This window comes from Cohnella sp. GCM10012308, assembly GCF_042649185.1.
Classification (GTDB): Bacteria; Bacillota; Bacilli; order Paenibacillales; family Paenibacillaceae; genus Cohnella.
This window is the reverse complement of the sequence record NZ_JBHRYU010000013.1, coordinates 152,077-165,794: the sequence shown is the minus strand read 5'-3', so window position 1 is coordinate 165,794 and position 13,718 is coordinate 152,077. Positions and strand designations below refer to the sequence as shown.

At 53.3% G+C, this 13,718-nt stretch carries 13 protein-coding genes; 7 read left to right on the top strand and 6 right to left on the bottom strand.

Translation table 11 applies throughout. From position 1 onward, the window contains the following. Positions 1-91: 91 nt before the first annotated feature. Entirely contained in the window at positions 92-523 is a 432-nt protein-coding gene (locus ACFOTD_RS16275; protein WP_378120521.1) for a hypothetical protein, read from the bottom strand. A 158-nt stretch (positions 524-681) separates the two neighbouring features. Here ACFOTD_RS16275 and ACFOTD_RS16270 point away from each other — a divergent pair, with 158 nt between their 5' ends. The 4 genes from ACFOTD_RS16270 to ACFOTD_RS16255 all read left to right on the top strand — a co-directional run bounded on the left by ACFOTD_RS16270 (position 682) and on the right by ACFOTD_RS16255 (position 2,491). Beyond that, a complete protein-coding gene (locus ACFOTD_RS16270; protein WP_378120519.1) occupies positions 682-1,011 on the top strand; it encodes an ArsR/SmtB family transcription factor in 330 nt (109 codons plus the stop codon). Further along, positions 1,008-1,427, top strand: a complete 420-nt coding sequence (locus tag ACFOTD_RS16265) for an SRPBCC family protein (protein WP_378120517.1) — start codon at positions 1,008-1,010, stop codon at positions 1,425-1,427. Before ACFOTD_RS16270 ends, ACFOTD_RS16265 begins: the two co-directional genes overlap by 4 nt. 22 nt (positions 1,428-1,449) lie before the next feature. Then, entirely contained in the window at positions 1,450-1,800 is a 351-nt protein-coding gene (locus ACFOTD_RS16260; protein WP_378120515.1) for a DoxX family protein, read from the top strand. A gap of 157 nt (positions 1,801-1,957) precedes the next feature. Next, a complete protein-coding gene (locus tag ACFOTD_RS16255; RefSeq protein WP_378120513.1) occupies positions 1,958-2,491 on the top strand; it encodes a VanZ family protein in 534 nt (177 codons plus the stop codon). A 1,067-nt stretch (positions 2,492-3,558) separates the two neighbouring features. Here ACFOTD_RS16255 and ACFOTD_RS16250 read toward each other — a convergent pair. The 4 genes from ACFOTD_RS16250 to ACFOTD_RS16235 form a co-directional block, all read right to left on the bottom strand. Continuing rightward, positions 3,559-5,661, bottom strand: coding sequence for a TerD family protein (locus ACFOTD_RS16250; RefSeq protein WP_378120511.1), 2,103 nt, complete (start codon positions 5,659-5,661; stop codon positions 3,559-3,561). Positions 5,662-5,864: 203 nt separating this feature from the next. Continuing rightward, the gene (locus tag ACFOTD_RS16245) at positions 5,865-7,316 is read right to left on the bottom strand and encodes a stalk domain-containing protein (RefSeq protein ID WP_378120509.1); all 1,452 of its coding nucleotides are present in this window, start codon (positions 7,314-7,316) and stop codon (positions 5,865-5,867) included. Between the two features lie 184 nt (positions 7,317-7,500). Further along, on the bottom strand, positions 7,501-7,878 hold the full coding sequence (locus tag ACFOTD_RS16240; protein ID WP_378120508.1) for a hypothetical protein: 378 nt from the start codon (positions 7,876-7,878) through the stop codon (positions 7,501-7,503). Between the two features lie 50 nt (positions 7,879-7,928). Then, positions 7,929-9,164, bottom strand: coding sequence for an MFS transporter (locus tag ACFOTD_RS16235; protein ID WP_378120506.1), 1,236 nt, complete (start codon positions 9,162-9,164; stop codon positions 7,929-7,931). A 149-nt stretch (positions 9,165-9,313) separates the two neighbouring features. Here ACFOTD_RS16235 and ACFOTD_RS16230 point away from each other — a divergent pair, with 149 nt between their 5' ends. Further along, a complete protein-coding gene (locus ACFOTD_RS16230) occupies positions 9,314-9,937 on the top strand; it encodes a TetR/AcrR family transcriptional regulator (RefSeq protein WP_378120504.1) in 624 nt (207 codons plus the stop codon). A 370-nt stretch (positions 9,938-10,307) separates the two neighbouring features. On the opposite strand, the gene ACFOTD_RS16225 is transcribed toward ACFOTD_RS16230, so the two are convergent. Further along, positions 10,308-11,354 (bottom strand): NAD(P)-dependent alcohol dehydrogenase, encoded by a 1,047-nt coding sequence (locus ACFOTD_RS16225; protein ID WP_378120502.1) that lies wholly within the window; start codon positions 11,352-11,354, stop codon positions 10,308-10,310. Between the two features lie 668 nt (positions 11,355-12,022). Here ACFOTD_RS16225 and ACFOTD_RS16220 point away from each other — a divergent pair. Then, positions 12,023-12,658 (top strand): glycoside hydrolase family 11 protein, encoded by a 636-nt coding sequence (locus tag ACFOTD_RS16220; RefSeq protein WP_378120500.1) that lies wholly within the window; start codon positions 12,023-12,025, stop codon positions 12,656-12,658. A gap of 108 nt (positions 12,659-12,766) precedes the next feature. Beyond that, positions 12,767-13,669, top strand: coding sequence for a formylglycine-generating enzyme family protein (locus ACFOTD_RS16215; RefSeq protein ID WP_378120498.1), 903 nt, complete (start codon positions 12,767-12,769; stop codon positions 13,667-13,669). The last annotated feature ends 49 nt before the right edge of the window (positions 13,670-13,718 follow it).

Genomic DNA, 13,718 nt, shown 5'->3' with positions numbered 1-13,718 from the left:
CCTACGAAACCAATAGGAAAGCCCATTGGGATGGACAAAAAGCAGACGCGCGGCGTCTGCTTTTTGTTTTCTCCCTTGTTCGCGGAGGCGTCTAGCGACAATTTTCCTTCACGTCGACTCTGTCATTTCTTATCGTGACGGTAGAATAGCCGGACGCGCTTTCCGTATACGAACACACCGTTTTTTGTACCGTCTGTCCGCGCGAGTCGGTGTACTTGAGATAAATACCGCCTTCGCCGTTCAGGCTCAGCTTAGGGCTAATCACTTTTTCATGACCGGCCTTAATGGTTTTCCCATAGGTGTTTTTAGAGCCGCCTTGGACTGCATTTCCGGCGGCGTCGCTGCGCAAGATGCCTGTCTCGACGGAGACAAGATCGTAATCGGACTGATTGACGACGGTCACGGAGAAGCTGCGGAATTGCCGGAAAAATTCATCGTTGGTCTTCCATACCACGAAGAGGGTTATGAGAAGTGCGGCAAAGACTGCAGGTACGGCTATCGCAATTTTAGTGGCTTGGTTCATCGTTGGCTCATCCCCCTCATACAAAGGTAGACACGTTAGACAGAGTTAAGGTTGCAAAAAAGTATCGCATTGACACGACACTTAAAGGTGTCCTATACTCGAAATAGTCACCGAAAGGTGTCCAATGAGAAGGCCATAAGAACTTAGGAGAGGGTGTTGTGAGCGACAAGAATCCGTTGCGTGACGTATTTGACGCGATAGCAGACCCGACGAGACGACGGCTGATTCGCCTGTTGGCGGAGGCGGAGGAGATTCCGCTGCATGCGTTGACGGAGCAATTTCCGATGGGCCGGACGGCGGTGTCCAAGCATTTGACTATACTTAAGGAAGCTGGATTGGTCGTCGACCGCAAGCTCGGCAGGGAAACGCGATATCGACTTAACGCCTCTCCGCTCAGAGAAGTTCAGGATTGGGTCGCTCACTACAGCAAGTTCTGGAATGTGAATCTACGGCGCTTAAGCCAACTATTAGAGGAGGAACAACGATGAGTTTGTCTTTAACCCTGGATTTTGAGTACACGACTTCGATCGAGAAGCTGTGGTCCGCTTTGACCGATTCCGGCAAGCTGGCCAAGTGGATCGCCAATATCCACACCGGCAAGCCGATGGAAAATAACTTCGAGCCGGTCGTCGGACATCGCTTCCACTTCCGCACGGAGCCTTCGCAGTATTGGGACGGCCTCATCGAGGGCGAGGTGCTTGTCGTAGAAGCGCCGAACAAAGTGTCCTACACCTGGGCGAGCGGCGACGAGAAGCATACGGTCACCTGGACGCTGCAAGATCTGGGCGACGGCAAGGTGAGCCTGCATCTCGAGCAAACGGGCTTCTCCAACGTGCATGGCCTGGCAGGCGCGAAGAGTGGCTGGACCAAATGGTGCGGCGAGCTGGAAAAAGTACTGGCCTAAGCGGCGAGGGGAGAATCGCTCAATGAGCATCGTATTAATCGTCCTGCAGAGCTTTCTGATCTTCCCGATGGTGGGCGGCGGCGTGACCAAGCTGACCGGATCCAAAAATTTCGTCGACATGTTCGATTCGCTGAAGCTGCCGCAATGGTTCCGAGTGGTGACGGGCGTCGTTCAGCTTATCGGCGCGATCGGACTGGTCATCGGTTACTGGAAGCCGGAGGTGCTGCTGTGGGCGGGCATCTGGATCGCATTTACGATGTTCGTAGCGGTCCTGGCGCACTTTAGAGTGAAGCATCCCGCAAGCAGCGCGGTGCCGGCCTTGTTCATCACGCTGGTTGCCGCCTCGCTGATCATTGTGCAGCAGATTGCTTGAGGAAAAGCGAGTCGCACGGACGCCGGTTACCGGTGCTTTGCGGCTCGTTTTGTTATTTGCGCTTCCGGCTTTAAGAAAAATTTAAATGTTAGCCCGTCAAAACCTTTAACATTATGCGCTAAACTGCAATTAAGAGCTGCAGAGGAGCGTGGAACGAGTGAACGCGAAATACTTTTCGCCTGTTTTATGGTTAAAGCTTGCCGCCGCCGCATTGTTTGCCGGCTACCTTTACATATTGATCAAGATCATCCTGTTCAAATTCAGCGAGGTGAACGTCCCGTTGCTCGGACGCCTGTTGCTGGAGGCGGCCGACCAGCCGCACAATATCGCCTACAGATGGCAGTTCGCCAACCTGACGCCCTTCGTATCGATCCGGCAAAATGTAGCGGGCCTGCCGCATATGCACGATACGATCAACCTGTTCGGCAACATCGCGCTGTTCGTGCCGCTCGGGCTGTTCCTCGGCCTGTTCGTCGGCTGCCGGCTGCCTGCCGTGCTCTTCTATGCGCTTTGCGTCAGCTTTGCGCTCGAGAGCGCGCAGTTGGTCCTCGCTATGGGCAGCTTCGACGTGGACGATATGATCCTCAACACGCTCGGCGGCGCGATCGGCTACGCTCTGTTCGCCGGCTCGGGACTTGCTAGGGGGAGGCAGTTACGGGCAGGGACGCCTACGGGCAGAAAGCTTGTGTAAATGGATTTATATTGCCGATCATCGTCGTCCGGAGCAACTCTAAAGCCTATTGGACTCATTAGCGCTCAGTATCTATCGCTTGCTTTATTTTACCTTTGTGCACGGTTTATTTGGGGCAGAGCAATGGCTATGAATTTTTAAATAATTTTATTCTTCACAACGATTCCAAAGATGCAGAGGAACATTATTGGAGCAACAGTTTTTTGGCATTTTCAATGATGGTCGCATTCATTGCCGGGATTTTTGTCTTTATAAAGTTTAAGATGAATAAAGGTCGCCGCATGATCGTATGACAAAGGATTCTACCCACTAAACCTTTTCTATATTTCCAGATTTGTATTCGCTACAGAGTTTCTAATTTAAATTTTAGTTTTCTACTCGAGAGAAGTTCATAAAATTGAACAACTTTGAAGCTACAAATGCCAGCACTATTATCTCAAATGCTTTTGTAATAATTATATGCAATATATAAAGGAATTGAATGACATGGCTATCTGAAATATAATTTTTGAATTCATCTAATACTTTACTCTCTGGTAAAGAATATATTACAGAGAAACTAAAATACAAAGATTCGTAAATAGTAATATTATTTGCGAGTACGGCAATGCCCCAAAAGGAATAGATTAATCCGAATAATAAGTGTGGGAAAGTTAAAAAGTACAACAGGTACATAATCAATCTAAATATTTCAATACTTTTATTCTGTGTTGTTTGATTACTAAGTTTTCGGATGCCTTTCATAGCGCCCGTGATAATAATTGAGATAATTACGACTGTAACACTTACTATTGTTGAGTAAAACATAAAATAGGTGTAATGATCATGTTTGTTGTAAAAACTGGGAAAAATGGAGTAGGCTATGACTACCAAAATTAATTGAAAAAGTGGAGAAATATAATAGCACACTAACTTATTAATATCCTTCATTGATTTTAGAATTATTACTGGTAAAAAGACTGATAATAGAGCTACAATTGTTGATAAAAAAAGAGGAAAAAATACCATTTTTAGACCCCCGGAGTAAATAAGATTTCAAAATATGTCTAATTTTATTATCGATCTACCTATCCCAAATACTCATCCATAATCAGCTCGATATCATAGGGTGACACCCCTTGGTTCACGGCGAAGACGGATTCCGCTTCCCCGATTGATTCGACGAGCTCGCCTCTTGCCTGCGCATGGAGCAGGAACAAATCGAACAAATCGGGCTTTTTCAGTTCAGCCATGGCCTGGCCCATCAGCGTCATTCCTTTCCGGTTCCCTTCCACGTTATTGTAGTAGGCGGGGTGCCTTGTCAGCGAGAGGTCGGTCCAGATCACGGTACGCTTCGCTAAATCCAGTATTACCGGAATCGCAATCTGCGCATTTGCCGTCAAGTCGATTTTATCGACAACGGTAGTAGGCTCGAACACTTCGCCGGAACCCGGCTTTCTGCGTATCATCCATCCCACGAAGCATTCCGGCAAGTCGCAATAAGGCTGCAGAGTAAAGGATTGCAGCGAGGCGACTACGTACCTTACGCCCTTTCCGACAAGCGAGGGGATGTGCAGGTCGATAAATTCGCAAGCGCCATGAGGCGCGGATACGATATCTCCGCTATGGACGGCCAGATACTTGGAGGAACGCAAATTCGCATAGGAGATGTGCTCGACGTATCGCCAATTATGATCGTAAAATACGGCGGACAAGTCGATGTCGACGGTCCCGGTTGGCTGACCATCGACCAAGCCTTCTTTCCACCAATTAAAAAAGCGGATCGTATCTCCCTCGGGCATCGGCACGCGGCTGCCGCGAACGATGGTGCGCAGCGACTTGCTTGCTGATCGTTGTGAAAACGGAACGAGGTAGGTTTTAAGGCGTTGATCGATGTACGTCTTCCCAAGCGGAGGCAGCAAGGAGAAGCGGCGAACCAGCTCCTGCCGGCATGCGTCCACGATAGCGGTACATACGGCTTCCGGAATGTCGGAGAGCGAATATGGAATTGAAAATGCTTTGGCTACATTGCCTTTTGGGAAAAAGGTGCGTAGCTTCTGCGGGTTCTGGCGATGTGCGAAATGCGATTTGACCTGGAGCAATACAGGCGTCGCTATCTCGTTTATCACTTCTTCAAAAGCCAGCACAACGTACTCGCCGTGTTCCGTCGAACGTGCCAATTGATCCAGCCTTCTGGCGAATTCGCCCGGACGCTGCATCAGCAGATCGATAAGCGTCCAGACCTGATTCGACTGAAAAGCGAGTTCAACGCTATTGTTGAATGTAGCGAAGGGCTTATCGTTCCGAAGGATATCGAAGGCTTCCTGACACTGAGGGAATCGGCGCTTATATTCTGACGGATGAAGTATCTCGCCCAAGCGTATCCAGCGCTGTTTGTACCGCAGCATATCCTCGGTCATGGAGTTGCTCTCTTCCAGTAAGGAGAGCAGCAACTTTCTCTCAGGTCGCGAGAACTTGCGGAACCGCGTCGCCTCCGCAAGACTCGTATCTCCGCCCGACCAGGCGACGGCAAGCCGAAGAACGTCGGTAGCCGTTTTGACGTATCGTCCGATTAATGCCGATTCAGCTTTGCCGTGTTTGAGAAGGGAGCCAACCACAAAAGCCGCATTTTCCTTAAAAGGAATCGTGGAAGGAAGCATCTCGGATAATTCCCTGCGCTCCGAACAGCTGATCGCGATATCGATATCTTGTTTGTCGGTCTGCGAGATCGATCCCTTTGCGTTCATAATCCGACCGATCAGCACGTTGAATTCAGGCTTTGTTCCGAGGTCGATGACCTTCAGTCCGCTACGCTTACCCTTCAGCGACGGTCTGTCGTTGGCTTCGTAACCGGGCAGCTTCAGGGTGAAGTAATGATAGCATGCATTTAGATAAAGAATCGCATCGGACTCCAGCATGACTTGTTCGGGGAAGCCGGGGTACATCGGCACATATTGGACATGAGCTCCGACCATCGCTTTCAGATCGGCAACAATTCCATCGTAAAGCACATGAAATTCTTTAGCAGAAAGAAGACTGACCTCGCGCGCCAAGCGCGGCGAAAACCGATATCCTAACGCCTCGACGTTCTTCAGGGCGGTAGCCAGCCAAGCTGAGGAAACCGAATCGGTGCGTTGATCAGTTTCCACGATTACCTTAAGCGCACGGCGCAAATAAACGGAATTAATCATTGTCTAATCTCCCGAAAAAAAAGAATCTCCAGGAAAGCTGCGACCCTAATTATCAGAAATTGATTGTAGAAGGAAGGATCGCAATAGCCTGGAGATCAGAACCGGCAGCCGATGACCGCCGGCCCTGATGTCATTCATCATCCTATATTTTCCGGAACGCGAACAGGGCGGAAGTATTACGGTCTGCAAGAAACGGCTATTATTTAGGATTCACGCAGCATGACCGTATTCGTAGCCGCGTCTAACGCCACGGAAATCCCCAATTTCTCGCAAAGGTATCGGAGGGGAAACATGGTCGTATTGGAGTAGTTGCCGTTTACCGAAAAGGGCTTCGGCGCATCCGCTATAAGCTCGTCGCCGATTCGGTATCCTTGGTCGTGCAACGAGTAAGAGATAAGCCGATCGCTCTTGGAGAACGTCCACGTTTCATAGACCGCGTTATACTTTTTAGGATCCGGATCGGAGAATCGGATATCCACCTTTACGCCCAGGCTCTGGAACAACTCCGATCGGGAAATGTACAGCATGCCGTCGCGGTACATGGGGGACAATTTTACGTTTGCCGGTTCGCCGTTCACCGAAAAGCGCAGCGGCATTTTGACTTTGGACAGTTTGGCGTCGACCCAATATTGCGTGCCATCGCCGGGATAGCCGCCGTAGCCCCAGCTGTATATGGCTCCGTCTTTCGTCTGTGCCAGATTCAACGTATATCCTGCATTAATTCGGATGACATGGGAGAGACCGGCGACCTTGCCTTCGACCGTGTTTACCGTTCCGTCTGCCTGCAAAGCCAACAACTGACCGCCGGCGGATATTGCGACCGTAGCCTTTAAAGCATTCAGCTTCGCGGGAATTTTACGGATACTTGTGAGCCCGATGGTTCTCCCCCAGTTCCAGACGCTGCCGTCCTCCAGAAGCGCATTGGAGTCATAATTGCCCGCAGCTATGGACTTGACCTTGCCGATTCCAGTGACAAGATAGGGCTCGAACTGCGTGTCTTTGGTGCCGTTGCCGATCGCGCCGTAGTAATTGTAGCCCCAGGTCCAGACTTGCCCGTCACGGCCCAGCGCCATGAAGTGGTAGCCGCCCGCCGATACGGCTTTGATATTTTGCAGACCGCTTACCTGCACGGGAACTTTGGAATCTTGGGATGCGCGGTTTGCGCCTTGCAGATCGTTGCCGAGCGTCCACACGGTGCCGTCGTTCTTAAGCGCGATTAACGAGTCGTTCCCTGCGCTGATCGCGGAGATGCTGGCGAGCCCTTCGATCCGGGTCGGGGGATCGGTCACCAAAACGTGTTTAACGTTATCCATATAGGTGCCGGAGCGCCATACTGTCCCGTCTTGGAGCAATACGTAGGAAGCGCGCATCGAAGAAGCCGCCTGCTTCACGGTCGCAAGAGACAGCCACTTGGGCACGTACTGCTCATAATACGTACCGTCGCCGAGTTGACTGTCCTTATTGGCTCCCCATGCAGCGGCGCGGCCGTCGGCATAGACGAGAAACTGCGAGTTCCAGCCCGCCTCGATAGAAACGATGGGGTTGCTCGCAGCGTTGCCGGACGATTCGGTCGCTTGGGCGAATGCGGAGGATAGGAGCAGGGTGGACAGCGATAGACAAACAATGCTGACTCTGCGAAAAAATGATCTGGACATGAAATTGCCTCCATTTCCAAATAGAAGGAACTTCTAATTGGACGAGGCGGCCTGAATATAGTTGCGATTCGGAGGGGGTGTTATACGCAAGATCATTATAACGCCAAACCGCCACGACGCTTGTCCCATAGCGAAAAAGCCTGCCGGTCAACCGGCAGGCACAACCTTCATTCTTCTTTACTCGTTACGGGTTCGGGCTCAAAACAGAAATAAAGCTCAATTCGCTCTGTGCGAAGCGCTGGTCTGTGACCAGATTGCCGAATTCGTCGATGCCGTAAGTGGACAGCAGAGCATTGGGCATCGAGGTGGAAAACATGTCGATCTGCACTTCATAAGCGACATTGCCTCCGATGAAGAAGGTTCTGACGTCGTAAGCATTCGGCGGAACGTCAAACGAAGACGCGTACGCCGTATAAAAGGTGTCCGAGTCAACGGAAGCAAAAATTTTGATAATGACGCTGACAGGAGTGGCAATATCCAGATTTCTGACATTCAGGACGATGTTGGAAGCAGCCGTGTTGAAGTCTCTCGTGTTCGTGACCGTACCGGTTGAATAGGGCATGCCATTCACCTCCTTTGGTTTTGGCATGCTGTATCGTATGCGAAGTTTCATTAATCGCATGGACAAGTGTTGTCGACGTTACGCCCCATTTTCAAAGTGCATACCCAAAAAATCAACGCGATTATGCTTACCAAGGCACCCAGCACGCACACGCCAAACCACCCCGCCCAAGAATAAATCCACGTCGACGCTACTGCGCCAGCCGCGCTTCCGAAGGAGTAAAACATCATGTAAGCTGCTGTCAACCTGCTCCTCGCTTCCGGACGGACATTCAAGAGCATGCTTTGATTCGTAACGTGAACCGCCTGCACCGCGAAGTCCAACATCACGACCCCTATGACAAACAGCCAAATGGAATGCTGAAGCAGCCCTATGGGCAGCCAGGAAAACAATAATAAAATTAAAGCGACGCCTGTCGTCCATTGTCCGAATCCCCGGTCTGCCAGTCGTCCCGCACTGCCGGCGGCCAGCGCACCGGCGACACCTGCCAGTCCGAAAAGCCCAATGATGCTGTGGCTGAACGACAGGGGCGCGGAACTCAACGGCAATACCAGGGAGGACCATAAAATGCTAAAGTCCGAAAATAGGAAGAAGGCAAGCAGTCCGCGAACGGTTAGCAGCGGAACGTGGACGAATAAATCCTTGATGGAGCGGAGCATGTCCGTATAGGTGGCTGGACTTGGCGGACGCTTTGCGGCGGGGGTAACGGCCAGAAATAAATATGCCATGCCGATCGTAATCACCGCCGTAACTAAATAAACGGACCGCCATCCGGCGAGATCCGTTAAAATGCCAGAGAAGGTACGGGCCAGTAAAATCCCGATTACGATACCGCTCGTAACGACTCCGATGGTACGGCCGCGACTATGCCGCGATGCGCGATTAGCGGCAAGCGCAACGAGGACTTGCGCAACTACAGCCTGGAAGCCGACGATTCCCATGCCGAAGAACAGGAACCATTTATTCGGAGCAAACGCAACGACGCTTAATCCGATCGCTATAAACGCGAGCATTCCGGCGACGAGCCGGCGCGGATCGAGCATATCTCCTAGCGGGACCAGAAAAAATAAACCCAACGCATAACAACATTGCGTCGCCGATACTACGATGCCGATTACCGCGCTGCCGATACCGAATTCAAGCGCGATCGCATCAAGCAAAGGCTGAGAAAAATAAACCGTGGCGACTGCCAAGCCGCAGATAATGGCATACAGCAAAACCGCCGCACGCGTAAGTTGAGTATGTGACACTTGGTCATTCGGATGAAGCGCCGGTGAACTCGACATTAAAAATCCTCCATTTTCTGTACCGATCGGTATGATTTTATTTTCTACGATTAACGCATGTTATTTATGGAATGTCAACTGATTATTGACCGAGTGGGCATTGTTAGATATTATATTATGTACCAAGTGGTATTTTATCGGGAGGCGTTATGGCTAGAAATCGGGCGTTCGATCAACAAAGGGCATTAACCGAGGCGATGCATGTTTTTTGGGAAAAGGGGTACGAGGCGACATCGCTCAGTGACTTAACCTCGCGCATGGGGATCCAGAAACCAAGTTTATATGCCGCATACGGAGACAAGTTGTCTTTGTTTGAGTCGGCGCTTCGAAGCTATAACGAATTGCATGCCAAATCGGTGCGCTCGAAGCTAAGCAAAACGACGAGCGTCAAGGCTGGTTTCAGGCAACTGTTTCTCGAAGGGGCGTTCCCGGACGGGACGCATGAGCGGGATGGCTGCTTCTGCGTTAATACGATGGTGGAGCTCGCCCCGCACGATGCCAAGTTTGAAATCTTGACGCGGGAGCATCAACAATATTTGGCGGCGATATTCGAAGAGGCGCTTGAGCGGAGCGTAAACGCGGGGGAGATCGATAGGTCGGTCAATTGCCGGGCAGTCGCGCAGTCCCTTGTGGCAGCTTTCGTCGGAATTACCGTCTTGAAGAAATCGAATGTTAGTCGGGAATGGATCGATAATTGCATCGACTCGGCGCTGTCGCTGCTCATAGCGCCGCCATGTACGGAACCTGAATCGGTGCATGAACCGAGAAAATGAAAAGAAGAGGCTGTCCCGGATGATGACTTCATTGGGGACAGCCTCTTTTCTTCAGGTTGCTCAGCCTCAAAAGCCTGCGAATATGCATCCTTTTTTACACTTGGATCGGTTTTTGAAGCAAATGCCTGCGTACGTACATCTTTTGATGCTCGAACCGCGCTTCGGGGGCGCTTGCCGTCACAAAAGCCTGCATATTCGCATCTTTATCCTTGCGGCAACCGGGGTACGAAGAAAAGCCTGCATATTCGCATCTTTATCCTTACGGCAATCGGGAGACGAAGCAAAGCCTGCAGATCCGCATCACTTTACCTGTACGGCAACCGGGAGACGAAGCAATCGTTCGTTAAAAGTCCGGTCCCAAAGTCGGGAGTTAAGCCTCCATCGTGCTGATATCGATGACGAACCGATATCGCACGTCCGAAGCCAGCACGCGTTCCCACGCCTCGTCGATCCGGTCGGCGGAGATGACCTCGATCTCCGGCGCGATGCCGTGCTCGGCGCAGAAGTCGAGCATTTCCTGCGTCTCGCGGATGCCGCCGATCATCGATCCGGCGAACGAGCGGCGGTGGCCGATCAGCGAGAATACGTTCACCGACAACGGCTCCGGCGGCGCGCCGACGTTGACGAGGGTGCCGTCCAGCGCCAGCAGCGACAGGTAGGCGCTCATGTCGAGCTTCGCGCTCACGGTGTTCACGATGAGGTCGAATGCGCCGGCCAGCGTCTTGAACGTCGCCGGATCGCTCGTTGCATAGTAGTGGTCCGCGCCCAGCTTCAGGCCGTCTTCTTTTTTCTTGAGCGATTGGGAGAGCACCGTGACCTCCGCGCCCATCGCATGCGCGAGCTTCACCGCCATATGTCCCAGCCCGCCGAGTCCGACGACGGCGACGCGCTTGCCGGGAGCGGCGCCCCAGTGGCGCAGCGGCGAATAGGTGGTGATGCCGGCACATAGCAGCGGCGCGGCCGCGTCAAGCGCGATGCCGTCCGGAATGCGCACGACGAAGTCCTCGGTCACCACGATATGAGTGGAGTAGCCGCCTTGCGTATATTGGCCGTACTTGTCGATCGCGCCATAGGTGCCCGTCATGCCGTTCAGGCAGTATTGCTCCTCGCCCTTGTGGCAGTTCGGGCATTCGCCGCAGGAGTCGACCATGCAGCCGACGCCGACGCGGTCCCCGACGGCATACTTGGCGACGGCCGGCCCGACCTGCGCGACGATGCCTGCGATCTCGTGCCCCGGCACGAGCGGATATTGAACCGGCCCCCACTCGCCGCGGGCGGTGTGGATATCGGAATGGCAGATGCCGGCGTATTTAATTTCAATAAGAACGTCGTGCGGCTGAAGCGCTCTGCGTTCGATCTCGGTCAGTTTGAACGGGCCTTCGGGGCCAAAGGTCGCACGTGCGTTAACGGTGATCATCGTAAAACCTCCTGGATGTTCATGATTTGTAGCGGAGCTGCGGGCAGCGCGCGGTTTGGCAAGACGCCTACGAGTACGACAACGACGCACCCCATTCGGCAATCAATAAGACGCCTACGAGTACGACAACGACAACGACGCACCCCATTCGGCAATCAATAAACCGCCGGCAGAAGCGCCGGCGGTGACGTCAAGGTAAGACGACGTTAAAACAAACCGTTCGCGAAGTCCGGGGCATCCGACGCGGTGGGGGCCATGACATATGGGATTCAGGTTGGAGTCGAAGCCACCGGCATGCTCCAGGCCAGCGCGCCGCGCAAGCTCGATACGTTTTGTTTAAGCGGCTCGTGTCTATTATAGAGGGCCGAAGCCTGCGTTCAATGGTTAAAAAAAAGCGATCTGTTCAGATGTGAACAGATCGGCTAAATGTGTTGATTATTATAGGTGCTCATCTCATAGGAAGCTTCAAATATGTAAATTTATTGGAGGCCAATCTTTAATTTCTTAGGTATTTATGGATGCGCTTACAATTTATAATGAACTCGGAGGTGAGGCAGTCGTACTCTGCACGATATCAGACGCGGCAAACGGGCGAGCTGCGCGAGGAAGGCCCAAGCGGTGCCTGGAGAGGCATGATTAAATCCGAAACGAATACGAGGAGGAATATGATGTTTAAACTTTCAAAGAAAATGACTTCGGCATTGCTGGCGGCTACGATGAGCTTCGGCCTGTTCGCGACGGCCTCGAGCGCGGCGACGGACTATTGGCAGAATTGGACGGACGGCGGCGGGACGGTCAATGCGGTCAACGGTTCCGGCGGCAACTACAGTGTCAACTGGTCGAATACCGGGAACTTCGTGGTCGGCAAAGGCTGGAACGCCGGCTCGCCGAACCGGGTCATTAATTACAATGCCGGCGTATGGGCGCCTTCGGGCAACGGTTACCTGACGCTGTACGGCTGGACGCGCAACTCGCTCATCGAATATTACGTCGTGGACAGCTGGGGCACTTACAGGCCGACCGGGACTTATAAAGGTACCGTGAACAGCGACGGCGGCACGTATGACATTTACACGACGACGCGCTACAACGCGCCTTCGATCGACGGCACCCAGACGTTCACCCAGTACTGGAGCGTGCGGCAGTCGAAGCGGCCGACCGGGAGCAACGTAGCGATCACCTTCAGCAATCACGTCAACGCCTGGAAGAGCAAAGGCATGAACCTGGGCAGCAGCTGGTCCTATCAAGTGCTGGCGACCGAAGGCTACCAGAGCAGCGGCAGCTCCAACGTCACCGTCTGGTAATGTCCCCCTATTAAGAGACACAAGACCGCCGGTCTAACCGCCGGCGGTCTTCTCTTTTTCAACGCCGGGGACCGATTGGCTTCGACCCGTCCGAAAGGAGGCAGATGCATGAGAAAACTTACCTTGATTCCGCTTGTCGCCGCCGTCCTTCTCGCGGCCTGCGCTCGCTCGTCCGACGGCAAGCCGGCAGCGAGCACAACGCCCGCCCGCACTGCTGCAAGCGGGACGCCTGCCGCAAGCGATAGCTTCGCGCTGATCGAAGGGGGGAACTTCACGAATACGAAGTCCGGATTTTATGGAAAAGAGACGGCGGTGCCGGACTTTTATATCGGCCGCTACGAGGTCACGCAAAAAGAGTGGACCGAAGTCATGGACGGCAACCCCTCGGCGTTTAGGGGCGACCGTCTGCCGGTGCAGATGGTAAGCTGGTACGACGCGGTCGCGTATTGCAATGAGCGAAGTCTGAAGGAAGGCTTGGAGCCCTACTACGTCATCGACAAAACGAACAAGGATCCGCGCAATCGGAGCGAAAACGATTCCCTGAAGTGGATCGTCACGATCCGCGAGGGAGCGGACGGTTACCGACTGCCGACCGAGGCGGAGTGGGAGTATGCGGCCGGCGGCGGCGCGGCGAGCAAGAGCTATACGTACAGCGGGAGCAACGAAGCGGACGAGGCGGCCTGGTACTGGAGAAATGCCGGCGAGCAGCGTCTGTCCGGCGCCTGGAACTGGCCCGCGATCGAGAACAACCATACGCAGCCGCGGGCGGTCGGCGGCAAGAAGCCGAACGAGCTGGGGCTGTACGACATGACCGGCAACGTTCGGGAATGGTGCTGGGACTGGTATGAGGATCCGGAGCTCGGGAGCGGCCTGTACCGCATCGTCAAAGGCGGCGGGTGGATCGGCGACATCGGCAGCGGGGAGACGGCCTACCGCGGCAAGTTCGAGGCGAGCGGCGTCGGGCCGGACCAGGGATTTCGCGTCGTTCGCGCGGCCGGACCGAAGGCATAACGCCGCGCCAGGAAGTGCGGGCCATCCGTGAATCGTGCCGCTGCATCGG

Excerpts from the sequence above, each read along its gene's own strand:
- ACFOTD_RS16235 (WP_378120506.1), bottom strand. The coding sequence starts at position 9,164 with ATGTCGAGTTCACCGGCGCTTCATCCGAATGACCAAGTGTCACATACT.
- ACFOTD_RS16230 (WP_378120504.1), top strand. The coding sequence starts at position 9,314 with ATGGCTAGAAATCGGGCGTTCGATCAACAAAGGGCATTAACCGAGGCG.
- ACFOTD_RS16245 (WP_378120509.1), bottom strand. The coding sequence starts at position 7,316 with ATGTCCAGATCATTTTTTCGCAGAGTCAGCATTGTTTGTCTATCGCTG.
- ACFOTD_RS16220 (WP_378120500.1), top strand. The coding sequence starts at position 12,023 with ATGTTTAAACTTTCAAAGAAAATGACTTCGGCATTGCTGGCGGCTACG.
- ACFOTD_RS16240 (WP_378120508.1), bottom strand. The coding sequence starts at position 7,878 with ATGCCCTATTCAACCGGTACGGTCACGAACACGAGAGACTTCAACACG.
- ACFOTD_RS16260 (WP_378120515.1), top strand. The coding sequence starts at position 1,450 with ATGAGCATCGTATTAATCGTCCTGCAGAGCTTTCTGATCTTCCCGATG.
- ACFOTD_RS16250 (WP_378120511.1), bottom strand. The coding sequence starts at position 5,661 with ATGATTAATTCCGTTTATTTGCGCCGTGCGCTTAAGGTAATCGTGGAA.
- ACFOTD_RS16265 (WP_378120517.1), top strand. The coding sequence starts at position 1,008 with ATGAGTTTGTCTTTAACCCTGGATTTTGAGTACACGACTTCGATCGAG.
- ACFOTD_RS16275 (WP_378120521.1), bottom strand. The coding sequence starts at position 523 with ATGAACCAAGCCACTAAAATTGCGATAGCCGTACCTGCAGTCTTTGCC.
- ACFOTD_RS16215 (WP_378120498.1), top strand. The coding sequence starts at position 12,767 with ATGAGAAAACTTACCTTGATTCCGCTTGTCGCCGCCGTCCTTCTCGCG.
- ACFOTD_RS16225 (WP_378120502.1), bottom strand. The coding sequence starts at position 11,354 with ATGATCACCGTTAACGCACGTGCGACCTTTGGCCCCGAAGGCCCGTTC.